The organism is Saccharopolyspora gloriosae, assembly GCF_014203325.1.
GTDB classification, from domain to species: Bacteria; Actinomycetota; Actinomycetes; order Mycobacteriales; family Pseudonocardiaceae; genus Saccharopolyspora_C; species Saccharopolyspora_C gloriosae.
This window is the reverse complement of sequence record NZ_JACHIV010000001.1, coordinates 5,817,916-5,843,694: the sequence shown is the minus strand read 5'-3', so window position 1 is coordinate 5,843,694 and position 25,779 is coordinate 5,817,916. Positions and strand designations below refer to the sequence as shown.

The following is a 25,779-nucleotide window of genomic DNA, read 5'->3' as shown; positions in this document are numbered from 1 at the left end:
CCCGCCGTTTTGTGAAGCAGGAGGTGACGCCGTGACCGGCGCGCAGCGCTCGGACGCCCGGCGCAACCACGCCCGCATCCTCGCCGTGGCCGAACAAGAGGTCGCCGCCCGCGGCGCCGAAGCGTCCCTGGAGCAGATCGCCCGCACCGCCGGAGTCGGATCGGCGACCGTGCGCAGGCACTTCCCCACGCGCCGCGCCCTGCTCGAAGCGGTCTCGCACAGCCGCATCGACGCGCTGAGCCGTCGCGCCGCCGAACTGACCGGTGCGCCCGACGGCCGCGACGCGCTACTGCGCTGGCTCGACGAAGTGGTCGCCTACTGCGCCACCGTCCGCGGCCTGGCGGTCGCGCTGTCCTACGCGGGACCCGACGCCGACCCCGTCCAGGGCAACACCTGCGCCGGAGCGCTGGAGGAAGCGGGAACACCGCTGCTGGACCGCGCCGTGCGCGACGGTGCGGTGCGAGCGGACATCGCCCTCGCCGACCTGATCACGGTGATCGTCGGCATCGTGCTGGCCGTCGAACACCGCGCCGACGCCGCCGCCGAAGCCGACAGGTTGTTCCGGCTGACCGTCGCGGGCCTTGCCCCGCACGCCTGAACGCACCGGGCGCCGGAGCCGAAAGACCGGGGCGGATGCGAGGTCCGAGCCCGGAGTAGAGAGAATGCTCCGTTGGAGTGCCGTGGTGCTGGTAGGGAGGACTTGACGTGCGGGATCTGGTTGAGATCGGCATGGGCCGGACGGCCATGCGGGGGTACGACCTGGAGGACATCGAGATCGTCCCGTCCCGGCGGACCCGTTCGTCGCAGGACGTGTCGCTGGCCTGGCAGATCGACGCGTACCGGTTCGACATCCCGCTGGTGACGCACCCGACGGACGCCGTGGTGTCCCCGGCGACCGCGATCCGCGTCGGTGAGCTCGGCGGCCTCGGCGTGCTCAACGCCGAAGGGCTCTGGGCGCGGCACTCCAACGTCGAGGAGAAGCTGCTCGAAGTCGTGCGCACCGCCGAGGAGAACGAGGACCCGGCCGCCGCCATCACGCTGCTGCAGGAGCTGCACGCGGCTCCGTTGCGCCGCGACCTGCTCACCCAGTCGATCAAGGAGATCAAGGACTCCGGGGTCACGGTCGCCGCGCGGGTCAGCCCGCAGCACGCCGAAGAGCTCACCCCCGACCTGCTGGCCGCCGGAGTCGAAGTGCTCATGGTGCACGGCACCATCGTCTCGGCCGAACACGTCGCCCGCGACGGCGAACCGCTGAACCTGAAGCGCTTCATCGCGGACCTCGACGTGCCGGTGATCGCAGGCGGCGTGGGCGACTACCGCACCGCGATGCACCTGATGCGCACCGGCGCCGCCGGAGTGATCGTCGGATTCGGCCAGTCCCGCTCCGCGACGACCACGCAGGTCCTGGGCATCGGAGTGCCGATGGCCACCGCCATCGCCGACGCCGCCGCCGCGCGCCGCGACTACCTCGACGAGACCGGTGGCCGGTACGTGCACGTGCTCGCCGACGGGGCGCTGTCCTACTCCGGCGACATCGCGAAGGCCATCGCGTGCGGCGCCGACGCGGTGATGCTGGGCGAAGCGCTGACCGAAGCGGAAGAGGCACCGGCGCAGGGCTACTACTGGACGTCCGCCGCCGCGCACCCGAACCTGCCGCGCAGCGAGATCGTCGGCTTCACCGGCGCCGGCGCCGACCTCGAAACGCTGCTGTTCGGGCCGAGCAGCGACCCGTTCGGCACCATCAACCTGTTCGGCGGCCTCCGCCGCTCGATGGCGAAGACCGGGTACTCGGAACTCAAGGAATTCCAGAAGGTCGGTCTTAGTTTGCGGCGGTGATCGCCGGGGGGTTGCTCTGGTGGCCGGGCTTTGGAGTCTTGCTCGGCTTGGCGTGTGGTGTCGGGTTTGAGAGCCTTCCCGGGTTTGGGCGTGTGGTTGCTGTGGTGCGTGGAATGCCGGGTTCACTGAGTGCTTCCACGGCTCGTTCTGCTTTGGTGGTCGCTTAGCGGAACCTCAGCGGCTTCCTCGCTGCGGGATCTTTTTCCCGAGTGGCTCCGCCACGAGGGAAAAAGCTGTCCTCGCGAGGAAGCCGCTGAGAACCCGCGGGTGGGCGGCTTTGGGACGTGGGCTATTCGCTGCGCGAATACAGGCACGGCCTTCGGCCGCAAGGCAGGCGTGGCTTCGCCGCCCAAGGCACGGCTTCGCCGCCCAAGGCACGGCCTTCGGCCGTGAGGCAGGCGTGGCTTTGCCCGCCCGAGGCACGGCTTCGCCGCGATGCGCGGGACTGTGGTCGGGGGGCGGGCAGGTGTGGGTTCGTTGATCTTGGGTTCGCGGGCTGGTCGGTTCAAGGCTCGTGGTGTCGTTCGTGGGGTAGGTCGTGCGTCTGCTGTGCCGGAGGTGCGATTCCGCCTGGTGGAGTAGTCGAAAACTCTGGCTACCCGCGAGTAATGACGGCTAACGTGTCCGCATGGCTTCCAGCAACGGTGCTCAAGGTCAACGAGGGCCCCACCACTACGACGTCGTTGTGATCGGTTCCGGCTTCGGCGGGAGCGTCGCCGCGCTGCGGCTCACGGAGAAGGGCTACCGGGTGGCCGTGCTGGAGGCCGGGCGGCGCTTCAGCGACGACGAGTTCGCGAAGACCTCCTGGGACCTGCGCCGGTTCCTGTGGGCGCCGCAGATCGGCTGCTACGGCATCCAGCGCATCCACCTGCTGCGGGACTGCCTGATCCTGGCCGGCTCCGGGGTCGGCGGCGGCTCGCTGGTCTACGCGAACACGCTCTACCGGCCGCTGAAGCCGTTCTACAACGACTCGCAATGGGCGCACATCACCGACTGGGAGTCCGAGCTCTCCCCGCACTACGACCAGGCCAGCCGGATGCTCGGCGTGGTCACGAACCCGACGACCACGCCGTCGGACGTGGTGATGAAGCAGGTCGCCACCGACATGGGCGTCGGCGGCAGCTACCACCCGACCCCGGTGGGCGTGCACTTCGGCAAGCCGGGGGAGACGGTCGCCGACCCGTACTTCGGCGGCGCCGGACCCTCCCGGACCGGCTGCACCGAATGCGGCGCCTGCATGACCGGCTGCCGGGTCGGGGCGAAGAACACCCTGGTCAAGAACTACCTGCACCTCGCGGAGGCCGGTGGCGCCGAGGTGTTCCCGATGACCACCGTGCACCGGCTCGCCGAAGGCGGCGACGGGCGCTGGCGGATCGGGACCCGGCGCACCGGGGCGAAGACCGCCTTCGGCAGCTCGGTGTTCACCGCCGACCAGGTCGTCGTCGCCGCCGGGACCTGGGGCACCCAGAACCTGCTGCATCGAGCGCGGGACCGCGGCGACCTGCCGCGGCTGTCGGCGAAGCTGGGTGAGCTGACCCGCACGAACTCCGAGGCGATCATCGGGGCGCAGGTGCCGCAGGTCGGCGAGCAGAACTACTCCAGCGGGGTCGCGATCACCTCGTCGTTCCACCCCGACGAGGACACCCACATCGAACCCGTCCGCTACGGCAAGGGCAGCAACGCGATGGGCCTGCTGCAGACCTTCCCCACCAAGGGCGGCCAGCCCGATCCGCGCTGGAAGCAGTGGCTGCGGTTCGTGCGCAACGACCCGGTGAAGGCGCTGAAGATGGCGATCGTGCGCAACTGGAGCGAGCGCACGATCATCCTGCTGGTGATGCAGAGCCTGGACAACTCGCTGATCACCCGCGTCAAGCGCGGCCTGTTCGGCTCCCGGCTCACCTCCCGGCAAGGGCACGGGGCGCCCAACCCCAGCTTCATCCCCGCAGGCGAGGAAGCCAACGAGCGGGTCGCCGAGAAGATCGGCGGGATCGCGGGCGGCACCTGGGGCGAACTGGTCGACATGCCGATGACCGCGCACTTCATCGGCGGCTGCGCCATCGGGGAGGACGCCGAGCACGGGGTCGTCGACCCGTACCACCGGGCGTTCGGGCACCCCACGCTGTCGATCGTGGACGGCTCGGCGATCACCGCGAACCTCGGGGTCAACCCGTCGCTGACGATCACCGCGCAGGCGGAGCGGGCGTTCTCGATGTGGCCGAACAAGGGCGAGCCGGACCGGCGCGCCGCGCAGGCCGACGGCTACCGGCGGATGGAGCCGGTCGCCCCGAAGAGCCCGGCGGTGCCCGCCGACGCTCCCGCGGCCCTGCGGCTGCCGCTGGTGTGATCGCGGTGGCGGCCGGACGCGTGAGCTCGGCAGGTGGCGGAGCCGCTGGCCGGGTGGTGCGGGCTAGCTGGGATGATGGGTGCAGCGCACGCATTCGCCTGGAGGTTTCGACGACGTGTCCGGTATCGCCAACAGCCCTGAACAGTCCTCGGCAGCAGGTCCGCCGCGCGAGGGGAAGGGCCCTGTGCTCGTCGTCGACTACGGCGCCCAGTACGCGCAGCTGATCGCCCGCCGCGTCCGCGAGACGCAGATCTACTCCGAGGTCGTGCCGCACGACACTCCCGTCGAGGAGATCGTCCGGCGCGACCCGGCGGCCCTGGTGCTCTCCGGCGGTCCGGCGAGCGTGTACGCCGAGGACGCGCCGCAGGTGGACCCGGCGCTGTTCGACGCGGGGGTGCCGGTGTTCGGCATCTGCTACGGCTTCCAGGCCATGACCGCGGCGCTCGGCGGCACCGTGGAGCACACCGGGACCCGCGAGTACGGGCGCACCGAGCTGGAGATCACCGGTGACGGCGGGACGCTGCACGAGGACCTGCCCGGCCACCACCCGGTGTGGATGAGCCACGGCGACTCCGTCAGCAAGGCGCCCGAGGGCTTCACCGTGACCGCGGGCAGCAAGGACACTCCGGTCGCGGCCTACGAGGACCGGCGGCGCCGGCTCGCGGGCGTGCAGTACCACCCGGAGGTGGCGCACTCCCCGCACGGCCAGGAGGTGCTGCGCCGGTTCCTGCAGGACATCGCGGGCATCAAGCCGCAGTGGACGACGGCGTCGATCGTGGACGACACGGTCGAGGCGATCCGCGTCCAGGTCGGCGACCGGCGGGCCATCTGCGGGTTGTCCGGCGGGGTGGACTCGGCGGTGGCCGGTGCGCTGGTGCAGCGGGCCATCGGCGAGCAGCTCACCTGCGTGTTCGTCGACCACGGGCTGCTGCGCGCGGGCGAGCGGGCGCAGGTGGAGCGGGACTTCGTCGCCGCCACCGGGGTGAAGCTGGTGACGGTGGACGCCGTCGACCAGTTCCTCGACGCGCTGGCCGGGGTCACCGACCCCGAGGAGAAGCGCAAGATCATCGGCCGGGAGTTCATCCGCAGCTTCGAGAAGGCGGCGCGGGACCTGGTCGCCGACGCCGACGGCGACGTGGACTTCCTGGTGCAGGGCACGCTGTACCCGGACGTCGTCGAGTCCGGCGGCGGCACCGGCGCGGCGAACATCAAGAGTCACCACAACGTCGGCGGCCTGCCCGACGACCTGCAGTTCCAGCTGGTGGAGCCGCTGCGGGCGCTGTTCAAGGACGAGGTGCGCCGGGTCGGGCTCGAACTGGGCCTGCCGGAGACGATCGTGCACCGGCAGCCGTTCCCCGGGCCGGGCCTCGGCATCCGGATCATCGGCGAGGTCACCGCGGACCGGCTCACGACGCTGCGCGCGGCCGACGCCATCGCGCGGGAGGAGCTCACCGCGGCCGGGCTGGACCGGGACATCTGGCAGTGCCCGGTGGTGCTGCTCGCCGACGTGCGGTCGGTGGGCGTGCAGGGCGACGGCCGCACCTACGGCCACCCGGTGGTGCTGCGGCCCGTCTCCAGCGAGGACGCGATGACCGCGGACTGGACGCGGCTGCCCTACGACGTGCTGGAGCGCATCTCCACGCGCATCACCAACGAGGTGGCCGAGGTCAACCGGGTCACCCTCGACGTGACGTCGAAGCCGCCGGGCACCATCGAGTGGGAGTGACCCGGCTCCGGAAGTGAGGCGAACGGCCCGCGCGGACATCGCGCGGGCCGTTCTGCGTCCTCGGGTGACATGAGTGAACGGACCGTTCGTCCAAGCAGCTTGGACGAACGGTCCGTTCACTTCAGAAGTTCGGGGGCGTGGCCCGCGGTGCGGCCGGGATCGGACCGGGCACGTACCGGGGCGACGCCTCCACCCGGTTCACGGGCGTCGTGGGCGCGGATCACGACGCACGTGATCGGGAATCACTGTTCGACGCGGACCCAGTCGATCAAGTAGCGGGCATTGCCCGACTTGATCTTGTCGACCGATTCCTGCGGCAGTCCGAAATAGGGTTCGGTCACGCCGTTGACGCCGTTCGGGAACTGTCCGCCGGTGGCGAAGTTCAGAATCATGAACTGCGGGTCGTCGTAGACCCAAGTCCAGCCGTTCTGCTCCATTTCGGCGCGGGTGATCTCGTAGATCTGCTTGTCGTCGACGGAGAAGATGAATCCGTCGGTCGTCCAGTCCACCTTGTAGGTGTGCCAGTCCGCGGGGTCCATGCCCTCGAACTGCTGCTGGCCAGCGATCGGGGTGTCGCCGTGGTACTCGGGACCGTGCAGCGCGACGCTCGTCCACGGCTCGCCGACGCTCTCCATGATGTCGACTTCACCGTTCTGCGGCCAGCCCACCTCGTCCATGTTCGCGCCCAGCGACCACCAGGCGGGCCACAGACCCGGGCTGGTGCCGCCCTCGGGCAGCTTCAGCCGCGCCGAGTAGCTGCCGTGGGTGAACTCGAACTTGTCCTTCGTGTTGACCCGGCCCGACTGGAAGTCGTAGGTGTTCCCGTCGGGAGCCTGGAAGCCGGGGGTGTTGCGCGCGTGCAGGGCCAGCGCACCGTTGGTGGCACCGGTCGACGCGTCGTCGTGCTCGATGTAGATGGTCTCGGGGGAGTCGACGTACGCCTGCTGCTCCTGGTTGACCGTGCCGAAGTTCTCCCCGGTGACCTCGACCTGCCACTTGGAGCGGTCGAGCTCGGCACCGGAGAAGTCGTCGAAGAACACCTCGGCCTTCGGCTGCGCCGCGGGGGCGGCCGGCGCGGGGGTGGCCGAGGCGGTGGCGAACGGGAACAGGCAAAGCGCGGCGAGCGTGCTGCCTGCTGCCGCCTTGAAACCGGTTCGGGACACGAAAATCTCCTTCGCGGGGGGACGTTGAAGGGTGAGAGCGCTCTCAACGGAACAGGCTGCTCACCTGAAACGTTCCGGTAAAGGCTATATCGATGCAGTCCCGGGCTGATTACGCCGATCGGCCGCTATTGGACGGTCATCGGAACCCGGTTGTGCGATTCGGCGAATCGATTATCACCGTTATTGCCAGTATTGGCCGGAAACAATGCCCCGCGCGTCCATTCGAATGCCCGATTCGATGATCTTCTTTCGCCGCTCCCGATGCGGGGAGAACGGAATTCGACCACCCGATCGGACGATCACGCGGAGTCCCGGCGGACGAGCTCCACGGGCAGGATCTCCCGGCCGGGCGCGACCCGCTCGCCCGCGATCAACCGCCGCATCAGCTCCACCATGTGCACCGTGCGCAACGCCGGGTCCTGCCGGATCGTCGTGAGCGGGGGATCGGTGTGCGGCGCGATCGCGGGCTGGTCGTCGAACCCCACGACCGCCACGTCCCGCGGCACCCGTCGACCGGCCGCGCGCAGCGCCCGCAGCGCGCCCTTCGCCATCAGGTCGTTCGCCACGAACACCGCGTCCAGGTCCGGCACCCGGGCCAGCAGCGCGGCCATGGCCCGCTCGCCGCCCTGCTCGGTGAACCCGCCGGGCTCGGCGCGCAGCGCCGTCGCCGCGTCGTCAACCCCGGTCGCCTCCCGCCACCCCTGCAACCGCTCCAGGCCCGCGTACTCGTCCTGCGGGCCCGCGACGGTCACGACGCCGCGCCTGCCCAGCGACAGCAGGTGCTCGGTGGCCTGCCTGCCACCGCCCACGTTGTCGTGGTCCACCAGGTGCAGGCCGTGCTCGGGGATCCACGGCCTGCCGCCGAACACCACCGGCAGCGGCAGCTCCCGCACCGCCTCCGGCAGCGGATCGTCGCGGTGCGGAGCGAGCACCAGCGCGCCGTCCACGTGCCCGGCGGCCAGGTAGCGGGCGATCCGCGCGTGATCGTCCGGCCGGTGCACCATCAGCAGCACCATCTGGCTGTCCCCGGCGGAGAGGTGCTGGGAGACGATGCGGACCGTGGAGGCGAAGAACGGGTCGTCGAAGAACTTGTTCTCCGGTTCCGAGAGCACCAGCGCGACCGCGCCGGTGCGCCGGGTGACCAGCGCGCGGGCCGCGCGGTTGGGCACGTAGCCGAGGTCGCGGACCGCGGCGGCCACCTGGTCGCGCGCCTCGGGGCTCACCCGCGGCGAGTCGTTGATCACCCGGGACACCGTCGCGCGCGACACCCCCGCCCGAGCCGCCACGTCCTCCAGCGTCGGCCGCCCGCCGGGCACGCTCATCCGCTTCCTCCCCCTTCGCCTGCACTGCGGTCGAGGCAGACATCGGATGGCAGCGTAGAGCACCGTTTTTCAACTCGGCCCGCATGGCGGGGCGGGTGGCGGAACCTCAGCGGGCTTCTCGCTGCGGGATCGATTTCTCATGCACGCCGTACACGGCGAAATCGCTGTCCTCGCGAGAAGGCCGCTGAGAGGTGCCGGTTGCTCTGGCTGGTCACTGCTCAGCGGCCCCGCCGCTGACAAGGCACGGACCAAAACGACGCTCATCTGGCACGGCAAGGTCAAAGACAGGCTTTGAGCTCACCGGTCCCGGCGCCGCATCGAGGCGATCAGCAGGAAGATGCCGACCAGGACCGCGGCGCCCGCCAGGGACCACTCGATCCAGAAGTCCTGCGAGCCGCCGAACAACACCGAACCCGACACGGTCAGCGCGAGAGCTCCCGCCACCAGCAGCGGGGTGTCCGGGCGGTGGGCCGAGCTCGTTTCATCGCGGGCGTCATCAGCCACGGCGCACCTCCACGTTTCCGTTGTCGGCGGACAGGTCGAGCGTCAGGTGTCCGCCTCCGGGGCCGTCCACCCCGGGATCGTTGATCTCCAGCTGGTTGTGCTGGCCGCCTGCTTGGCGGTTGCCCAGGCAGTCCACGGCGCCGCTGCTCGTGGTGCACGTCGCGGTCACGTCGAGACCAGGGGGCAGCAGCACCTCCACGCGGCCGTTGCCGACGCTCGCGCCGGTCTCGATCCGCTCGTCCCCGGTGAGCCGCAGCTGCCGCAGGTCCAGGGTGATCCGGCCGTTCGGGATGTGCTCGTAGTACTCCTGCAACCCGTCCGAGCTGGTCGCCACGATCTGCTGGCTGCGCGGCGGGTTCCACTCCGAGTCCGCCGAGTGCTGATCGTCCTCCACGGCCCCCAGCAGCAGGGCCAGCGCGCCGACGGGCAGCGCGAACGCGATCAGCATCCGGCTGCCGCGCAGGAACGCCCCGGCGAGCATGCCGACGCCCAGCACCCCCAGCGCCACGGCGAACGCGGCGGCCGCGCTGCCGCCCACCGCTAGCACCACGACGAAGGCCACCACGGCCACGCCCACCGCGAGCCAGCCGATCCACGGCCGCTTCGGCTGCGGCGCCTCCGCTTCCTGCGACGGCTCCGGCAGGTCCCACGCGAACGGCGCGGCCCCCAGCGGATCCCAGCTCGGCGGCTCGGTCCGCGGCGGCGAGCTCGGGTAGACCCAGGTGTTCTCGCCGACCGGTGCCGCCGCGGGCGGCGTCGACGCGACGGCGGGAGCCTGCTCGCGCTGGTTGCGGTGCAGCAGGTACAGCCCGCCGATGGCCGCCGCGAACACGAGCCAGCCGTGCGGGTAGAGCATGGCGAGCGCGGTGGGAATGCCGATGACCACCAGCGAGATCAGGCCGAGCACCCGCAGCAGCCGGTGCCGCTCCTCGACGGGTGCCGCGTTGGGCAGCGTCCCCCACAGCGCCAGGTACAGGGCCAGGCCGCCGCCACCGGGGATGGTCGCCACCACGAACGCCACCCGCACCAGCACCGGATCGATGCCGTAGCGGTGGCCGATCGCGGCGCACACCCCGGTGAGCCTGCGGCCCTGCCGCGGCCGGGTCGGCCGGGTCTCCCACATCTCGCGCAGGGTGTCGCCGACGCTGTCGTTGCCGTTCATGCCACCCACTATCGAGCCGCCGCGATCGCCGACGCATCGGGGACGCCCCTGAGGGGCGCCCCGAACGCCCTGGGAATTCCCCGATGCAGCTGATCTTGCGCGCGTGTGACCATCACTGGTGTGAGAACCCGGTCCCAGCGCGAACACGAACGCGCGCTCCACCGGTCGCGCACCGCCGCGACCGCCGCTCCGCACGGCCCCGCGCCGTCGGCCCCACCGCACGCTCCGGGTTCCGCGCAGGAAGCGCCGACCGTGCCGTTCGGGCACGTGGTGCACGGCCCGAACTCGGCGCACGGCGTCCGCGAGACCGGCCCGAAGCTGTACCGCCGCCGCGGCGGGCGGCTGGTCTCCGGGGTGTGCAGCGGGATCTCCGACCACCTGGGCGTGTCGGTGCTGAGCGTGCGGGCGACGTTCGCGGTGCTCGCCGCGTTCGGCGGCGCCGGGGTCTTCGCCTACGGACTGCTGTGGATCTTCGTGCCGCAGAGCGCCGGAGCCGAACCCCCGGTCACCGACCGCGAACGCCAGCAAGGGCTCGGGCTGATCATCCTGGGGCTGGGCCTGGCGGTCGCCGTCGGGCTGCTGGGCATCCTGCCCGGCTGGCTCACCGGCCCGCTCGGCGTCGCGCTCGTCGGCGCGGCCGTGGTGTGGCGGGAAGCCGACGAATCGCAGCGGCGGCGCTGGCGGGAGGGCGCCCGCTCCGGCATGGCGGGAGCGGTGCTCGGCGGCGGTGGCGGACGGGCCGCGATGGTGCGGATCATCTCCGGCGCCGCGCTCGTGGTGATCGGCGCGGTGGTGTTCCTGGGAGGCTCGGCCACCGCCAGCGACCTGCAGTTCGCGATGCTGTCCACGATCACCGCGCTGATCGGTGCCGCCGTGCTCACGGTGCCGTGGTGGATGCGGCTGATGCGGGACCTCGACGTGGAGCGCGCCGGTCGCGTCCGCTCGCAGGAACGCGCCGAGATCGCCGCCCACCTGCACGACTCGGTGCTGCAGACGCTGGCGCTGATCCAGAAGCAGGCCGACTCGGAACGCGAAGTCCGCCGGCTGGCCCGCGGGCAGGAACGCGAGCTGCGGACCTGGCTCTACGGCCCCGACGGCTACGGGCGTGCCGACGGCGACCGGCCCGCCGGCCCCGCGCAACCGGGCGACGCGCCACCGCAGACCCTGTCCGCGCAGCTCACGAGGGCCTGCGGCGAAGTGGAGGACGCCTTCGCGATCACCGTGCAGCAGGTGGTCGTCGGCGACTGCGAACTCGACGAGCCGCTCACCGCCGCGCTCGCCGCCGCCAGGGAGGCCGTGGTGAACGCCGCCAAGCACGCCGGGGTCGGCGAGGTCAGCGTCTACGCGGAAGTCGAACCGGACCGGGTGTCGATCTTCGTGCGGGACCGCGGCGCCGGCTTCGACCCGGAACGGGTGTCCGACGATCGGCACGGGCTCGCCGACTCGATCAAGGGGAGGATGGAGCGCAACGGCGGCTCCGTCCGGATCAAGACCGCACCCGGCTCGGGCACCGAAGTGCAGATGGACATGCCCAGGAAGACCAGCTGATGAGCCGACCGCAGCGGTGGTCGACGGAGGAGGACTCATGACCAGCGACGGAACGGACCGGGCCCCGGTTCGCGTGTTCCTCGTCGACGACCACGCGCTGTTCCGCTCCGGCGTGCGCGCCGAACTCGCCACCGCGCCCGACCAGGTCGAAGTCGTGGGCGAAGCCGGTTCCGTCGGGGAGGCCGTCGCGGGCATCGCCCACTACGAGCCGCAGGTCGTGCTGCTCGACGTGCACATGCCCGACGGCGGCGGCGCCGAAGTGCTGCGCCGAGTGCGCGGCGACCACCCCGACGTGGTGTTCCTGGCGCTGTCGGTCTCCGACGCCGCCGAGGACGTCATCGCCGTGATCCGCGGCGGCGCGCGCGGCTACGTCACGAAGACGATCTCCGGGCGGGAACTGGCCGACGCGGTGTGCCAGGTCGCGGCGGGCGACCCGGTCTTCTCGCCGCGGCTCGCCGGGTTCGTGCTCGACGCGTTCTCCCAAGGGCCGAACTCCGCGCCCATCGGAGACCCCGAACTCGACCTGCTCACCCCGCGCGAACGGGACGTGCTGCGGCTGCTCGCGCGCGGCTACGCGTACAAGGAGATCGCGTCGGAGCTGTTCATCTCGGTGAAGACCGTCGAAACCCACGTGTCCAGCGTGCTGCGCAAGACCCAGCTCTCCAACAGGTACGAACTCTCGCGTTGGGCTACGGATCGACGGTTGGTCTGAGCCTCGTTCGGCTTTGGTGGGCGGTGGGCCCGAGCCGGTCGTTTTGCTCTGTGGTCGGGTGGCGGAACCTCAGCGTCCTTCTCGCTGCGGGATCTTTTTCCCGAGTGGCTCCGCCACGAGGGAAAAAGCTGTCCTCGCGAGAAGGAAGCTGAGAACCCGCGGGTGGTCGGCTTTTGGACGTGGGCTATTCGCTTCGCGAATACAGGCACGGCCTTCGGCCGCAAGGCAGGCTTGCTTCGCAGCCCGACTGCACGGCTTCGCCGCTAGGCACGGCCTTCTGCCGCGGGGTGGGCGGGGTTTGTCCGCTCGCTGCGCGGCCTTCGGCGTGGGTGGTTCGGGGTCACTTCATGGGGTGGTTGGTGGTGAGGTCCGTGAAGACCCGGGCGGCGGGGGGCAGGCGGCGGGGGCTGGGGCGGTTGGTGCGGCGGGTGAGGGCGACGCCTGCGAGGACCAGGGCGATGCCCAGCACGACCCGGGGGCCGATCTGCTCGCCGAGGACCAGGGCGCCCAGCAGCACCGAGACGATCGGCATCAGGTAGGTGACGGTCGCCGCCGCGGTGGGGCCCTCGTCGGCGATCAGGCGGTAGTTCAGCGCGAAACCCACTCCGGTGCCGAACACGCCGAGCACCGCGACCGCCAGCAGCGCGACCAGGTCGAAGCGCACCGGCGGGAGACCGTCCAGCGGCAGCGCGAACGCCGCGATGCCGGTGGCGGCGACGAGCTGCATGCCCGCCGTCGCCAGCGGCACGGGCGCGGGTCCGCCGTCGCGCGACGCGGTCAGGTTCCGGCCGATGTGCACGTAGGCGATGCCGTAGCTGGCCGTCGCGCCGAGGCAGGCCAGCAGCCCGATGCCGCTCGCGGTGGCGTCCCAGGGCGCCATGATCAGCAGCACGCCGCCGAACCCGATGGCCAGGCCCGCCAGCATCCGCGGCGGCACGTCGCGCTGCGTGCCCGCCAGGAAGCCGAACAGGATCGTCCACAGCGGCGTCGTCGCGTTCAGCACCCCGGCCAGCCCGGAATCCACGGTGCGCTCGGCCATGCTGAACAGCACCCACGGCAGCGCGCTCGCGAAGAACCCGGCCACCGCGACGTGCGCCCACAGCCGCCGATCGCCGCGCAACCGGATGCCGCGCAGCGCGCACAGCACCACCAGCACCGCCGCGCCGAGCGCGATGCGGGTGAACGCGACCTGCACCGGTGACAGCGCGGTCAGCGCGAGCTTGATCAGCAGGAAACTGGCTCCCCACAGCAGCGCCAACGCGCCGACCCGCAGGTAGCTCGCCGGATGGTTCATCGTTCGTCCCTTCGTGGGTCCGCCCCGTCCCGCGGACGGTCGGCGGAGCAGTGGTGTGAGCGTGCGGCCGCGAACACCACGATCCGGCGGACGATCGATTAGCACAATCGAAATAAAATGAACGAACACTTCAGATCTGCTGTAGTGTCGGGTCCATGCTCGACGCCCGCCGGATGCAGGTCCTCAGAGCCGTCGTCACCGGCGGCTCGATCAGCAGTGCCGCCACCAACCTCGGCTACACGCCCTCGGCGATCAGCCAGCAGATCACCACGCTGGAACGCGAAGCGGGCACCGCGCTGCTGGAGAAGGTGGGCCGCGGCGTGCGCCCCACCGCGGCCGGGCGGCTGCTGGCCGAACGCGCCACCGAACTCGCCGGGCTGCTCGCCGACGCCGACGCCGACCTCGCCGACCTGCGCGCGGGCCGCACCGGAGTGCTGCGCGTGCGCTACTTCAACACCGCCGGTGTCGGGCTCATCCCGCCCGCAGTGGCGAAGTTCCGCGCGGAGCGGCCCGAGGTGCGGCTCGACCTGAAGATGATCGACGAGGGGATCCTCGGCGAAGTCGCCACCGGCGAAGCCGACCTCGCGGTGATCGTCGTCGGCCGCGACGTGCCGCGAGCGCACGGCGTGCGCGTCGAACACCTCGTGGACGAGCCGTACCACCTGGTGCTGCCGCTCGGGCATCCGCTGTGCGACGAGGAGCGGATCGACCTCGCCCGGCTCGCCGACGAGCCCTTCGTGCTCGGGGACGCCATGCGCGCGGGGCCGTGCGCGGAATCGCTGCGGGACGCCTTCGGCGCCGCCGGGTTCACGCCGCGGATCGCGCTGGAGACCGGCGGGGACTACTCGGCGCAGGGCTTCGTCGCCGCCGGGCTGGGCGTCGGCCTGCAACCGCGCCTGGCCACCCGCGTCCTGCACCCGGGCGTCGTCGTCCGCGAAGTGCGCCGACCGGAACCGATCCGCCGCATCCACGTCGCGACGCGCGAAACCGTGGCCGACCAACCGGCCACGCGCTCACTGCTGGCGGCCCTGACCGCCGCCGCCGGAGCCTGAGCTCACATCCGGGAATCGCTGTTGATCAGCGCTTTGCCGTCCCGGGCGACCATGCCGAGCACGTGGCGCTCCTTGCTGGTCTTGCCGTCCTTCTCGAACTGCAGGACCACCAGCACCTTCGACCCCGCGGACTTGGGGCCGGACACGATCTTCACGTCGTCGATCGACTGCCAGAACGCCTTGTAGGTGTCCTTGCCGACCGACTGCAACCCCGGCCCCAGCAGCGACCAGGACTTGTCCAGGTCGTCCGGCACCGAGGAGTAGTACGTCTTCACGACGTCCTCGATCTCGTCCTTCGACGGCTGCTCGTCGTCGTCCTCCTTGCTGGAGGTGGCCGAGCTGGACGTGCTGCTCGTCGTCGGCGAAGCCGAGGACGTCGGCGCGGAGGTCGTCGGCGGCGCCGTCGTCGTCACCGGCTCGGGAGAGGGGGGAGAGGCGATCGGAGTCGGCTGCGACTGCTTGGGCTGATCCGAACCGGAGCCGAACGCGCTCGCGGTCAGCACGCCCACCAGCACCGCGACCAGCAGCGCCGCCGCCCACAGCAGCACCGCCTTGCGCGACGAGGAACCGCCACCGGCCGGTTCGGCCACCGCGGGCTGACCCACCTGGGTCGGGGGATTGCCGGAGCCCGCGGGCACCGGGGCGCCCACCCGGGTCGCCGGGGCCTCCCGCTGCCTGCCCTGCTGCGGCGCCGCGGCCGGGCGCTGCCAGCCGGAGGACGGCGTCGACCCGCCGGGCAGCGGTCGTCCTTCCGCCACCGCGAGCAGCATGCTCCTGGTCTGCGCCATCGTCGGCCGGTCCACCGGGTCCGGCAGCAGCAGCTGCATCAGCGCCGGGGCCAGCGGCCCCGCCTGGCGCGGCGGTTCCACCTGGCCGCGCGCCACCCGGTGCAGCAGGCTGATCGCGTTCTCGTCCGTGCCGAACGGGGGCTCGCCCTCCACCGCCGCGTACAGCGTGGCGCCCAGCGAGAACACGTCGGAGGCGGGAGCCGGGTCGCGGCCCAGCGCCACCTCGGGGGACAGGTAGGCGGGGGTGCCGGCGAGGATGCCGCTCTTGGTCACCGCGACATCGCCTATGGCGCGGGAGATGCCGAAGTCGGTGATCTTCGCGATGCCGTTGTCGCCGAGCAGGATGTTGCCCGGCTTGAGGTCGCGGTGCACGATGCCCGCCATGTGCGCCGCCGCGAGCGCGCCCGCGACCTGCGAACCGATCCGCGCCACGGACTGCGGGGGCAGCACGCCCTGCTCGCTGAGCACGGTCGCCAGGCTCTGCGACGGCAGGTACTCCATGACGAGCACCGGCTGGCCCTCGTCCTCGGCCACGTCGAAGACCACGATGGCGTTCTGGTGCTGCAACCGGGCGGCGATGCGGCCCTCGCGCATCGAGCGCTGGCGCGCCTCCTCGGTCTCCTCATCGGTGTAACCGGGCTGGAGCAGCAGCTGCTTGACCGCAACCGTGCGGTGCAGCCGCTCGTCGACCGCGCGCCACACGATTCCCATGGCGCCGCTGCCGATGCGCTTTTCCAACCGGTAACGGCCCGTGATCAAACGGCCCTCGGCGCTCACAGGTCTCTCCTGATGCTGCAGTGGTGGCGGCTTAGACCGGGCCCCCCGGACCGGCTCGTGCTCATCGGGTTCACGTTACTGGTGCGGTGACTGCCGAACGCACTAGGTCCGGGTGCGCGAACCGACCCGGGCGAAACGCACCGGGCCGGGGACGCGCATCCGCAGATGCCCGTCCCCGGCCCGGAGAACGACCCCACCTGGGCCGGTCAGCCCGGAAGCCGGTACGCGGTGACGTTGCCCGATTGCGGCGAGTTCGTCTCGCTCGCGCCGGTCTCCTGAGTGGAGGTCGGCTGGTCGTCGCTGTCGTCGGACGTCTCGGTCGGCTCCGACTGCGTCGAGGTCGGCTGCTCCGTCGTCGACGGCTGCGACGACGGCTGCGAGGACGTCGTGGGGCTGGAGGTCTCCTCCGAGGTGGTCTCCTCCTCGTAGGTCTGGCTCTCCGAGGACGCCGTGGTCTGCGGCGGCGGAACCGGGATCTGCGGTTGCTCGCTGGTCCCGGTCTGGTTGCCGGTCGGCCCCGGGTCGTTGCCGCCGCTGAGGAACGCCGACGTCACCAGCACCGCGACCACGGCCGCCGCGGCCAGCGCGATGCCGGAGATCACCACCGGGCGCTTGCTGCGCCTCGGCCGGTCCTCCAGCGCCACGTCGCTGCGCGGATCCGCACCACCCAGGTACGCGGTGCGCGGATTGGAGTCCTGCGCGCCGTACGGATCCTCGTCGTAGTAGGCGGTGCCGTTGCCGTAGTCGTGCCCGACGACGCTGGTCGGCTGCAGGTCCGGCCTGCTGCCGCCGTGCTCCGGGCTGATCGCGGGCGGGATCGGCGCGGCCATCGTGGGCACCGAGGTGACCGCGTTGCCGTCGGCGACCGCCAGCAGCATCTCCCGGACCTGAGCCATGTCCGGCCGGTCCTCGACGCGCACCTGCATCATCGCCATCAGCGGCTGGGCCATCGCGCCGGACTGCTGCGGCGGTTCGATGCGGCCCGCGGCCACCGAGTGCAGCAGCGCCAGCGTGTTCTCGTTCAAGCCGAACGGCGGCCTGCCCTCGATCGCGGCGTAGAGCGTCGCGCCCAGCGAGAACACGTCGGAGGCACCGGAGGGCTCCTGGCCCATCGCGACGTCCGGCGACAGGTAGGCGGGCGTGCCCGCCAGCATCCCCGTCTTCGTCACCTGCACGTCGCCCTGGGCGCGTGAGATGCCGAAGTCGGTGATCTTCACCGTGCCGTTGTCGCCGAGCAGGATGTTGCCCGGCTTGATGTCGCGGTGCACCACTCCCGCCGCGTGCGCGGCACCGAGCGCGGCTGCCGCCTGAGCACCGATTCGAGCCACCTCCCGAGGCGGCAACGGCCCGTGGTCGGACATCATCGCCGCCAGGCTGGTGGAGGGCAGGTACTCCATGACCAGCACTGGCTGGCCTTCGTCCTCGGCTACGTCGTAGACCGAGATCGCGTGCTGGTGCTGCAGGCGCGCCGCGATGCGGCCTTCCCGCATTGCCCGCTGCCGCGCTTCCTCGGCCTCACCCGGGTCCAATCCGGGCTGCAGCAACAACTGCTTGACCGCGACAGTGCGATGCAGGCGTTCGTCAATGCATTCCCACACCACGCCCATCGCGCCACTGCCGATGCGTCGCTGCACTCGGTAGCGTCCGGCGACCAGGCGACCTTCGTCGCTCACCGACGTCTCCCCGTACTGCTATCGATGCCCGCTCGGCGCGGATTCCACCCGGACACTTCCGGATCGGCACCGCCCCGTCGGGCATCGGCGTTTTGAGCGGACCGGTTCGGCCCTCCGACAAGTAACACGTTCGTTCAGCGCGACCCGGTTCGGCCGGGGGCCGTAACTGGCCGCGGTACGGCAGCCTAGCCGACGCCTTCGCGCCGTAGACCCGAAGTCGTGAGATCGGCGGTACCGATCTCCTGCGGCGTCCTGCGAGCTGCCGTCGTAGGTCTGATCGCTCCTGCCGCCCGAAGTGTTTCCGCAGTCCACACGTGGAGCGCTCGATTCGGCGGCGGAGCGTGCCCGCACCGGCACCGCGCGTGCGGCCGGTGTCCGGTTCGTGCCGGAACGGACCCGGCAGCGGACTCGGCGGCGACGGACGTCGGAACGTCGTTGTCGCATTGTTGTGATTGCCACCTCGACGGTACGCCCGCCGCCGGGAAGCGCCGTCAGCGGGGGAAGTGCTGCAGCGACAGCGTTTCCACTCCGATCCGGTCCGGTCGGCCGGTCGCGCCGAGGCCGAGCCGCTGGCGCAGCACCGATCGCGAGCCGTCCCGGTGCGCGACCTCGACGGTGGCCAGCACCTGGTGCGCGGAGTCCGCGCGCACCCGCAGCGGTCGCACCCGGGTCACGTCCCGCCAAGGGGCGCGGCCGCTGGTGGGCACGTCCGCCAGCAGTCGTCGCTCGGCGAGCTCCGGGGAGCGGTCCAGGCGGCGGTAGAACTCGCGGGCCGCCGCCACCGCGGCGCGTTCGCTGCCCGCCGCCGGGTCGATCAGCGCCGCCGCCGGGTGGGCCGGTCGTTCCGCTTCGACGGCGAGGCCGGGCGCGAACGCCTCCGGCCCAGGGGAGCGCGCGGTGCCGTCGTCGCCGGGCGGAACGCCCCCGGTGAGCGTGGCCGTCGCGACCGCCGCTCCGACCATCAGCGCGGTGCACAGCGTGCCGACCAGGACGCGGGCAGCCGGTGATTCCGGCCGGGTGAAGCTCGGTTCGTCGGTGTCGAGCAGGTCGTTGACGAGCTGCTCGGTGCGGGCCGATTCCTCCGCGCTCAACCGCAGCGGTTGCGGTGCGAACCAGAGCGGTTTCGGCTTGCGCCGCACCAGTTCCGCGACGGTGCCGTAACCCGGGATGGTGGTCCGGTCGGACAGGCTCGGTTCGATGAAGACGGGGCGCAGGACGAGTGGTTCGGTGTCCTTGTCCTTCGCGGTGACGGCGCTCGACTCGTCCGCGGCGCGTTCGGCGTGACATCGGCACTGCTCGTGCCGCCCGGTCCAGCGCCACGGGAGCCACGTCGTCGGCGGGAGCGCGGCGGATTCCGGGGACCGGTCGGTGCGCGTTGCGGTGTCCTGCGGTTCGTCCTGGTCCGTGTGACGGCTTCCCCTCGGGGTGGGGTTTCGGTGCCGCATCTCGGTTCGCCGAGCCTCCTTCGGGTCGAGGCCGACCGAGTGCCAGTCCTGCGTAGCCGGATCGGGTGTCACACGGCGGCTCTGGATGCACTCCTACTCCTCACTGAGCGTGCCCGGGTGGTTCTTAGTGCGACTTCACCTGAAAGGGATTGGGCCCGGCTGGGCGAACGCCTCGAACAGCCCAACCGATCACTCCGGGTAGTAGCTCTGCTGATCAGGTCACGGCGTCGTCGGCGTAGATCCGCGGGTCGTCGCCCGAGGTGAAGCGCAAGCGCCGTTGCTGCTGCGACACCGCGCCGTCGGCCCCGGTGATGCGCAGCGTGGTCACCGTGCTCGACGAGGAGGCGGACACGTCGAGCACCTCGATCGACGCGGCGTCGCGGTACGGAGCGGCGAACGCCGCGAAGCCGCCGTCGTGCAGGCGCCCCGTCGTCATCGCGTACGCCGCTCGGAGGTCGCCGCCGCGCACCGCCGCGAAGTAGTTCCCGGAGCGCGCCGCCACCGTCCGCGGGTCGGTCAGCGTCAGCAGCTCCCCGCGATAGCTGATCGACGGGGACGGCGACGGCACGGTCGACGACTGCTCCGGTGCCGCCGCTCCCGGCGGTTCGGGTGCGGGAGCCGGCGCGGCGGAGGACTCCGGTGCCGCGACGGCGGCCGGTCGCTCCGCGGGGGCTGGTGGCAGGTGCGGGAACGGGGGCGGCAGCGGTGCTCCCGCCGGCCGCGGCGGGTGGCCGGGCGCCGACGTGGGTGACGGCTCGGCGGGCGCGGACGGTCCGGCGATCACGCGTTCCGGGGCGGGAGCGGGGAAGTGCGTCGCGCGCGGCATCCCGGGCAGCTGCAGGCCCTCGATCGACGTGGTCGGCCCCACCAGCGTGGTCGCGACCAGCAGCAGGCCGCCGAACGCGGCACCGGAGGACGCCACCGCGAACCACGCGGCGCGCCGCGACGAGCGCGGGGGCGTGACGGAGGCGGGCACCATGCCGAGGTCGAACTTGTGCAGCCCGCCCACCGGCGTCGTGTCGCTGAACGGGTCCGCACCGGGAAGATCATCGGCGCCCTCGGGGGACGGTTCGGCGGAGCTCACCGGGACGACCGATCTGAGCGCGGGCAGCGCACCGGTGCCGGTGAAGTCGAACGGGTCGTGCCTGCCGGTGTCCGCGGTGCAGGCGCTCACGGCCCGGATCCGGTGGGGTCCCGCGCCCGGAGCGGGCTGCTCGATCAAGCCGCTCCAGCTGATGCTCCGGTCCGCACCGGCCGGATCCTGCGCGGGCCACGACGGGCCGGGGCGATCAGCGGCCGGAGCACCGGCCGACGCCGGCGCGGAGGGCGCCGCCGGACGCGGCACCGCCGAAAGGGTCATGGTCGGGGAGGCTAGGCAGCATCGCCCGTCCCGCGCGTCACACGAGGCGGTGATTGCGGCGAGGATCGCCCGAACGAGCTACGGGCCTTCGCGGATTTCATCTTGCGAAATCGCGGTGGAGCCGATCGAGGTGAGTTCGACTCCGGACGGCGGCCCGCTCCTGGTCGGAGCGGACCGCGCCCGGCGGCGGAACGGTCCGCGCGGCTCAGTAGTCGTTGTTGCGGAACTTCGACTGGCTGGTCTGCAACGCCTTGAGCGACGCCGCGCCACCACCGGCGCCGAGCAGGATCGCGAACACGTCCGCGCCCACGCTCGTCCCGGTGGAGATCAGCAGGGCCAGCAGCGTGACGCCCACCGTCGCGCCCGCGACGGGCAGCCGCTTGCGCGCGAAGTCGACCACGGGCTGACCGCCGGGCCGCTTCTTCGCCGCCGAGGTCAGCATCCCCAAATAAGCGCCGTGCCCGACGGCGGCGACGACCGCCACCAAGGTCACGAGCAATGCGACGATCCCGATGAGTGCACCCATGCCTCCAGTCTGCCCTGTCCCGCTCCCGTCCGGTATGGGTGATTCCCCTGAGGCCCCGCCGGGCAAGTTCGCCGCCGAGCTGGGGTTGTGCCGCAGGCCTCGAAAGCGGTTGTGCCGATCCACTGGATTGAGATCGGCATCACGCATAGGTTCTCAGGCTATGAGTGATCGACCGGCTGGTTCCCCGTCTCCTGGCCTCCCGGACCCGTACTCCCTCGCCGGCAAGCGCGCGGTCGTCACCGGCGCCGCCAGCGGCATCGGCACCGCCGCCGCCCGCCGCCTCGCCGCAGGCGGCGCGACCGTCATCGTCGTCGACCGCGAAGCCGAAGCCGTGCAGCTGATCGCCGAAGAGATCGGCGCCGAAGTCCGCATCGTCGATCTGGAAGACCCGGACGCGGCGGCGCCGCTGGGCGAGCACGCCGACATCGTCGTCAACAACGCCGGCCTGCAACACGTCGCACCCGTGCACCAGTTCCCGCCGGAGACCTTCACCAAACTGGTGAAGGTGATGTTGGAAACCCCGTTCCGCCTGGCCAGAGCGGCCCTGCCCGGGATGTACGAACGCGGCTGGGGCCGCATCGTCAACATCTCCTCCGTGCACGGCCTGCGCGCCTCGCCGTACAAGAGCGCCTACGTGGCCGCCAAGCACGGGCTGGAAGGCCTGTCCAAGACCATCGCCGTCGAAGCGGCCGGGTACGGAGTCACCTCCAACTGCATCTGCCCCGGCTTCGTACGCACCCCGCTGGTCGAGCGCCAAGTGGCCGAGCAGGCCGAACTGCACCGGGTCCCGGAAGAGCAAGTGGTCGAAGACGTCCTGCTGGCCCGGACCCCCGTCAAACGCCTCGTGGAACCCGACGAGGTCGCAGACCTCATCTACTGGCTGTGCGGACCCAACACCGCCTCGGTCACCGGTTCCTCCTTCCCCATGGACGGCGGCTGGACTGCTCACTGAGGTGGGGGTTTCACGGCTCTTTTTGCTTGGGTGGTCGGGTGGCGGAACCTCAGCGTCCTTCTCGCTGCGGGATCTTTTTCCCTAGTGGCTCCGCCACGAGGGAAAAAGCTGTCCTCGCGAGAAGAACGCTGAGAACCCGCTGGTGGGCGGCTTTTGGACGTGGGCTATGTGCTTCGCACATACAGGCACGGCTTCGCCGCAAAGCAGGCTCGCTTCGCCGCCTACTGCACGGCTTCGCCGCGAGGCACGGCCTTCGACCGCGAGGCAGGTTTGCTTCGCGGCCTACGGCACGGGGCAGGCTCAAAGCCTGAATTCGCACGTCAGGTCGTGTGCGACTTCGCGGTCGGTTCAGCGTCCGAGTCGGCCGCGGCCCAGGCGGAGGAGGATCATGGCGAGTTCGCGGCCCTCCGGGCCGAGTTCGCGGTAGCGGGCGAGCACGTCCATCTCGCGGTTGTAGACGATGCGGGGGCCGCCGTCGGCCATCCTGGCCTCGCCGACCTGCCGGGAGACCTCGGCGCGGCGCTTGATCAGGCGCATGATCTCGGCGTCGAGGTAGTCGATCTCCTCGCGGAAGCCGGAGATGACCTCCGTGGCCGGACGCGCGGCGTCCGCGGGGTCGGTCGGTTCGGGCTGGTGCTGGTCACCGTCCACAGCGGCGTTCATGACTCGTCCTCCGAATCGGCCCCCACCCCGGACCGGACATGTGAAACGCCCCGAGTCCGAGGACTCCGGGGCGTCGTAGTGGTGTGCGCTCACACGGCTACGGGCGTCGGAATCCCGGTCCGCCCGTAAAAAAAGTTCGCGCAAGAGATGCGCTTCCGCGTCAGCACGTCGTCCAGTCTGCCACAACCCGCAACCCGTCGGCCATCAGCCGGGAGGGTGCTCCCGGTAGGTGGGATCATCTCCGGCGCGTCCGGGCGGCCGGGCGCGGGCGGGGGCTGTCGGGGGCTGCCGGTAACGTGGACCGGCGATGAGCACCCTCTTCGATCTTCCGCACGACGGTTCCTCCGAGTCCGGTTCCGGCCCGGCGGGGCACGCGCCGGACGCCCTGCTCGCGGGCCTGAACTCGCAGCAGCGCGACGCCGTGGTGCACTCCGGTTCGCCGCTGCTGATCGTCGCGGGCGCCGGTTCCGGCAAGACCCGGGTGCTCACGAGCCGCATCGCCCACCTGCTGGCGCAAGGCGTCCACCCCGGCCAGATCATGGCGATCACCTTCACCAACAAGGCCGCCGCCGAGATGAAGGAACGCGTCGGCGACCTGGTGGGGCGCCGGGCGAACGCGATGTGGGTCTCCACGTTCCACTCGATGTGCGTGCGGGTGCTGCGCCGCGAGGCGAAGACGCTGGGGCTGTCGTCGAACTTCTCCATCTACGACTCCGACGACTCCAAGCGGCTGATCACGATGATCGGCCGGGAACTGGAGCTCGACTCGAAGCGCTACCCCGCGCGGACCCTCTCGATCCAGGTGTCGAACCTGAAGAACGAGCTCGTCACGCCGGAAGAAGCGGCCGAGCGCGCGGGCAACGACATGGAGCGCAAGGTCGCGCAGGTCTACGCCGCCTACCAGCGCAGGCTCGTCGATTCGCAGGCGATGGACTTCGACGACCTCATCATGCGCACCGTCGACCTGCTGCGGGACCACCCGGACGTCGCCGAGCACTACCGGCGCCGCTTCCGGCACGTCATGGTCGACGAGTACCAGGACACCAACCACGCGCAGTACGCCCTGGTCCGCGAGCTCGTCGGCACCGCGGACACCGAGCTCGGCACCCCGCCCGCCGAGCTGTGCGTCGTCGGCGACGCCGACCAGTCGATCTACGCGTTCCGCGGCGCGACGATCCGCAACATCGAAGAGTTCGAACGGGACTACCCGCAGGCGCGCACGATCCTGCTGGAGCAGAACTACCGCTCCACGCAGACGATCCTGACCGCGGCCAACTCGGTGATCCGCCGCAACCCGAACCGCCGGGACAAGCGGCTGTGGAGCGACGCCGGCGACGGTGCGCCGATCGTCGGCTACGTCGCCGACAACGAGCACGACGAGGCCGCGTTCGTCGCGGGCGAGATCGACCGGCTCGTCGACGACGGCGAAGTCACCTTCAACGACATCGCCGTGTTCTACCGGACCAACAACCAATCCCGGGTCTTCGAAGAGGTCTTCATCCGCCTCGGCCTGCCCTACCGCGTGGTGGGCGGCGTGCGGTTCTACGAGCGCCGCGAAGTCCGGGACGCGCTGGCCTACCTGCGGGTGCTGGACAACCCGGACGACACGGTGAGCCTGCGGCGGATCCTCAACGTGCCCAAGCGCGGCATCGGGGACCGGGCGGAGGCCGTCGTCGCCGCGCACGCCGACCAGCAGCGGATCTCGTTCGCCGCCGCGCTGCGGCTGGCGTCGCAGAACCGGATCCCGGCGCTGGCCACGCGCGCCCAGAAGCAGATCGCCGGATTCGTGGCGCTGCTCGACGAACTCGGCGAAGTGGCCCGCGAATCCGACGTGGCCGAAGTCCTCGACGCCGTGCTGGAACGCACCGGATACCGCGGTGAGCTGGAAGCCAGCGACGACCCGCAGGACGCGACGCGGGTGGAGAACCTGACGGAACTCGTCACGGTCGCCAGGGAATTCACCGAAGCCCGCGCGCCGCAAGCGGGCGAAGTGAACGCCGAGACCACCGACCCCTCCGCGGAAGCCGTGGTCGCGCCGCCGGAACCGGCCGTGGAGGACACCGAGGAACAGGCGCTGGGCCTGCCCGCCGACGACTCGCTGTCCGCGTTCCTGGAACGCGTGTCGCTCGTCGCCGACGCCGACTCGCTGCCCGAATCCGGCGACGGCGTGGTCACCCTCATGACGCTGCACACCGCGAAGGGCCTCGAATTCCCGGTGGTGTTCTCCACCGGCTGGGAAGACGGGATCTTCCCGCACATGCGGGCGCTGAGCGACCCCGCGGAGCTCGCGGAAGAACGCAGGCTCGCCTACGTCGGCATCACCCGCGCCCAGCAGCGGCTGTACCTGTCCCGGGCGCTGATGCGTTCCGCGTGGGGCCAGCCCATGACGAACCCCGCCTCCCGGTTCCTCGGCGAGATCCCCGAAGAACTGCTCGAATGGCGCCGCATCGAACCGGAACGCTCCGCGCCGCAAGTGCGCAGCACGTGGGGCGGGCGCAGCGGCTTCGACCGGGGCGGTTCGGACTCGGCGCAGGCCTCCGTGGCCGCGCGCGGGCTGCGCAGCACCGGAGCGCCCGGCTGGAAGAACACGGTGTCGATCAAGCTCGACGCCGGGGACCGGGTGACGCACGACAAGTACGGCCTGGGCACGGTGCTGGCCACCGAAGGCGAAGGTCCGCGCGCCACGGCCACCATCGACTTCGGCAGCTCGGGCACGGTCCGTCTCATGCTAATCGGCAGCGTTCCGCTTACTAAGCTTTGAGTTCTCTGGGCTCGTTTTGCTTTGGTGGTCGGGTGGCGGAACCTCAGTGGCTTCCTCGCTGCGGGATCTTTTTTCCAAGTGGCTCCGCCACGAGGAAAAAAGCTGTCCTCGCGAGGAAGCCACTGAGAACCCGCGGGTCGTCACCTTTTTGACGTGGGCTATGTGCTTCGC

General features: G+C 71.2%; 20 protein-coding genes. 9 read left to right on the top strand and 11 right to left on the bottom strand.

The features are described 5' to 3' along the window. Window positions 1–31: 31 nt before the first annotated feature. The 4 genes from BJ969_RS25310 to guaA all read left to right on the top strand — a co-directional run bounded on the left by BJ969_RS25310 (window position 32) and on the right by guaA (window position 5,906). On the top strand, window positions 32–598 hold the full coding sequence (locus tag BJ969_RS25310; protein WP_184483043.1) for an SbtR family transcriptional regulator: 567 nt from the start codon (window positions 32–34) through the stop codon (window positions 596–598). A gap of 107 nt (window positions 599–705) precedes the next feature. Then, window positions 706–1,836: a GuaB3 family IMP dehydrogenase-related protein gene (locus BJ969_RS25305; RefSeq protein ID WP_184483039.1), complete on the top strand. Its 1,131-nt coding sequence runs from the start codon at window positions 706–708 to the stop codon at window positions 1,834–1,836. Between the two features lie 628 nt (window positions 1,837–2,464). Further along, on the top strand, window positions 2,465–4,180 hold the full coding sequence (locus BJ969_RS25300; RefSeq protein ID WP_184483036.1) for an FAD-dependent oxidoreductase: 1,716 nt from the start codon (window positions 2,465–2,467) through the stop codon (window positions 4,178–4,180). A gap of 184 nt (window positions 4,181–4,364) precedes the next feature. Continuing rightward, on the top strand, window positions 4,365–5,906 hold the full coding sequence (guaA, locus tag BJ969_RS25295) for a glutamine-hydrolyzing GMP synthase (protein WP_184483033.1): 1,542 nt from the start codon (window positions 4,365–4,367) through the stop codon (window positions 5,904–5,906). A 242-nt stretch (window positions 5,907–6,148) separates the two neighbouring features. Here guaA and BJ969_RS25290 read toward each other — a convergent pair whose 3' ends face one another. The 4 genes from BJ969_RS25290 to BJ969_RS25275 form a co-directional block, all read right to left on the bottom strand. Next, on the bottom strand, window positions 6,149–7,069 hold the full coding sequence (locus tag BJ969_RS25290; RefSeq protein ID WP_343071591.1) for a glycoside hydrolase family 16 protein: 921 nt from the start codon (window positions 7,067–7,069) through the stop codon (window positions 6,149–6,151). A gap of 299 nt (window positions 7,070–7,368) precedes the next feature. Then, window positions 7,369–8,391 (bottom strand): LacI family DNA-binding transcriptional regulator, encoded by a 1,023-nt coding sequence (locus BJ969_RS25285; RefSeq protein ID WP_184483029.1) that lies wholly within the window; start codon window positions 8,389–8,391, stop codon window positions 7,369–7,371. Window positions 8,392–8,688: 297 nt separating this feature from the next. Then, entirely contained in the window at window positions 8,689–8,895 is a 207-nt protein-coding gene (locus BJ969_RS25280) for a hypothetical protein (RefSeq protein WP_184483025.1), read from the bottom strand. After that, entirely contained in the window at window positions 8,888–10,057 is a 1,170-nt protein-coding gene (locus tag BJ969_RS25275) for a PspC domain-containing protein (RefSeq protein ID WP_184483022.1), read from the bottom strand. Before BJ969_RS25275 ends, BJ969_RS25280 begins: the two co-directional genes overlap by 8 nt. Before the next feature lie 252 nt (window positions 10,058–10,309). Between BJ969_RS25275 and BJ969_RS25270 the strand changes: the two genes are divergently transcribed. Further along, window positions 10,310–11,605, top strand: a complete 1,296-nt coding sequence (locus BJ969_RS25270) for a PspC domain-containing protein (protein ID WP_343071729.1) — start codon at window positions 10,310–10,312, stop codon at window positions 11,603–11,605. A 37-nt stretch (window positions 11,606–11,642) separates the two neighbouring features. Then, window positions 11,643–12,317: a response regulator gene (locus BJ969_RS25265; RefSeq protein WP_184483019.1), complete on the top strand. Its 675-nt coding sequence runs from the start codon at window positions 11,643–11,645 to the stop codon at window positions 12,315–12,317. Between the two features lie 340 nt (window positions 12,318–12,657). On the opposite strand, the gene BJ969_RS25260 is transcribed toward BJ969_RS25265, so the two are convergent. Next, a complete protein-coding gene (locus BJ969_RS25260) occupies window positions 12,658–13,611 on the bottom strand; it encodes a DMT family transporter (protein WP_184483016.1) in 954 nt (317 codons plus the stop codon). A 155-nt stretch (window positions 13,612–13,766) separates the two neighbouring features. Between BJ969_RS25260 and BJ969_RS25255 the strand changes: the two genes are divergently transcribed. Then, entirely contained in the window at window positions 13,767–14,663 is an 897-nt protein-coding gene (locus tag BJ969_RS25255; RefSeq protein WP_184483013.1) for a LysR family transcriptional regulator, read from the top strand. A gap of 2 nt (window positions 14,664–14,665) precedes the next feature. On the opposite strand, the gene BJ969_RS25250 is transcribed toward BJ969_RS25255, so the two are convergent. The 5 genes from BJ969_RS25250 to BJ969_RS25230 form a co-directional block, all read right to left on the bottom strand. Then, window positions 14,666–16,162, bottom strand: coding sequence for a serine/threonine-protein kinase (locus tag BJ969_RS25250; RefSeq protein WP_221316839.1), 1,497 nt, complete (start codon window positions 16,160–16,162; stop codon window positions 14,666–14,668). 272 nt (window positions 16,163–16,434) lie between these two features. After that, entirely contained in the window at window positions 16,435–17,901 is a 1,467-nt protein-coding gene (locus BJ969_RS25245) for a protein kinase domain-containing protein (RefSeq protein ID WP_184483006.1), read from the bottom strand. A 491-nt stretch (window positions 17,902–18,392) separates the two neighbouring features. Then, entirely contained in the window at window positions 18,393–19,346 is a 954-nt protein-coding gene (locus BJ969_RS25240) for a hypothetical protein (protein ID WP_184483004.1), read from the bottom strand. Between the two features lie 214 nt (window positions 19,347–19,560). Beyond that, window positions 19,561–20,706: a hypothetical protein gene (locus BJ969_RS25235; protein ID WP_184483001.1), complete on the bottom strand. Its 1,146-nt coding sequence runs from the start codon at window positions 20,704–20,706 to the stop codon at window positions 19,561–19,563. A 205-nt stretch (window positions 20,707–20,911) separates the two neighbouring features. Continuing rightward, window positions 20,912–21,232, bottom strand: a complete 321-nt coding sequence (locus BJ969_RS25230) for a hypothetical protein (RefSeq protein WP_184482998.1) — start codon at window positions 21,230–21,232, stop codon at window positions 20,912–20,914. A gap of 160 nt (window positions 21,233–21,392) precedes the next feature. Here BJ969_RS25230 and BJ969_RS25225 point away from each other — a divergent pair, with 160 nt between their 5' ends. Beyond that, window positions 21,393–22,184 carry a 3-hydroxybutyrate dehydrogenase gene (locus BJ969_RS25225; protein ID WP_184482996.1) on the top strand — a complete coding sequence of 264 codons (792 nt, stop codon included), beginning with the start codon at window positions 21,393–21,395 and terminating at the stop codon, window positions 22,182–22,184. Window positions 22,185–22,532: 348 nt separating this feature from the next. Here BJ969_RS25225 and BJ969_RS25220 read toward each other — a convergent pair whose 3' ends face one another. After that, a complete protein-coding gene (locus BJ969_RS25220; protein WP_184482993.1) occupies window positions 22,533–22,847 on the bottom strand; it encodes a chorismate mutase in 315 nt (104 codons plus the stop codon). Between the two features lie 307 nt (window positions 22,848–23,154). On the opposite strand from BJ969_RS25220, the gene BJ969_RS25215 reads away from it, so the two are divergent. Next, complete coding sequence (locus tag BJ969_RS25215; RefSeq protein WP_184482990.1) at window positions 23,155–25,608, top strand: UvrD-helicase domain-containing protein; 2,454 nt, start codon at window positions 23,155–23,157, stop codon at window positions 25,606–25,608. Window positions 25,609–25,779 lie beyond the last annotated feature (171 nt).

Coding starts and splice junctions, on each gene's coding strand:
- BJ969_RS25230 (WP_184482998.1), bottom strand. CDS start 21,232: ATGGGTGCACTCATCGGGATCGTCGCATTGCTCGTGACCTTGGTGGCG.
- BJ969_RS25275 (WP_184483022.1), bottom strand. CDS start 10,057: ATGAACGGCAACGACAGCGTCGGCGACACCCTGCGCGAGATGTGGGAG.
- BJ969_RS25240 (WP_184483004.1), bottom strand. CDS start 19,346: ATGCGGCACCGAAACCCCACCCCGAGGGGAAGCCGTCACACGGACCAG.
- BJ969_RS25225 (WP_184482996.1), top strand. CDS start 21,393: ATGAGTGATCGACCGGCTGGTTCCCCGTCTCCTGGCCTCCCGGACCCG.
- BJ969_RS25265 (WP_184483019.1), top strand. CDS start 11,643: ATGACCAGCGACGGAACGGACCGGGCCCCGGTTCGCGTGTTCCTCGTC.
- BJ969_RS25260 (WP_184483016.1), bottom strand. CDS start 13,611: ATGAACCATCCGGCGAGCTACCTGCGGGTCGGCGCGTTGGCGCTGCTG.
- BJ969_RS25300 (WP_184483036.1), top strand. CDS start 2,465: ATGGCTTCCAGCAACGGTGCTCAAGGTCAACGAGGGCCCCACCACTAC.
- BJ969_RS25285 (WP_184483029.1), bottom strand. CDS start 8,391: ATGAGCGTGCCCGGCGGGCGGCCGACGCTGGAGGACGTGGCGGCTCGG.
- BJ969_RS25235 (WP_184483001.1), bottom strand. CDS start 20,706: ATGACCCTTTCGGCGGTGCCGCGTCCGGCGGCGCCCTCCGCGCCGGCG.
- BJ969_RS25255 (WP_184483013.1), top strand. CDS start 13,767: ATGCTCGACGCCCGCCGGATGCAGGTCCTCAGAGCCGTCGTCACCGGC.
- BJ969_RS25250 (WP_221316839.1), bottom strand. CDS start 16,162: ATGGGAATCGTGTGGCGCGCGGTCGACGAGCGGCTGCACCGCACGGTT.
- BJ969_RS25220 (WP_184482993.1), bottom strand. CDS start 22,847: ATGAACGCCGCTGTGGACGGTGACCAGCACCAGCCCGAACCGACCGAC.
- BJ969_RS25215 (WP_184482990.1), top strand. CDS start 23,155: ATGAGCACCCTCTTCGATCTTCCGCACGACGGTTCCTCCGAGTCCGGT.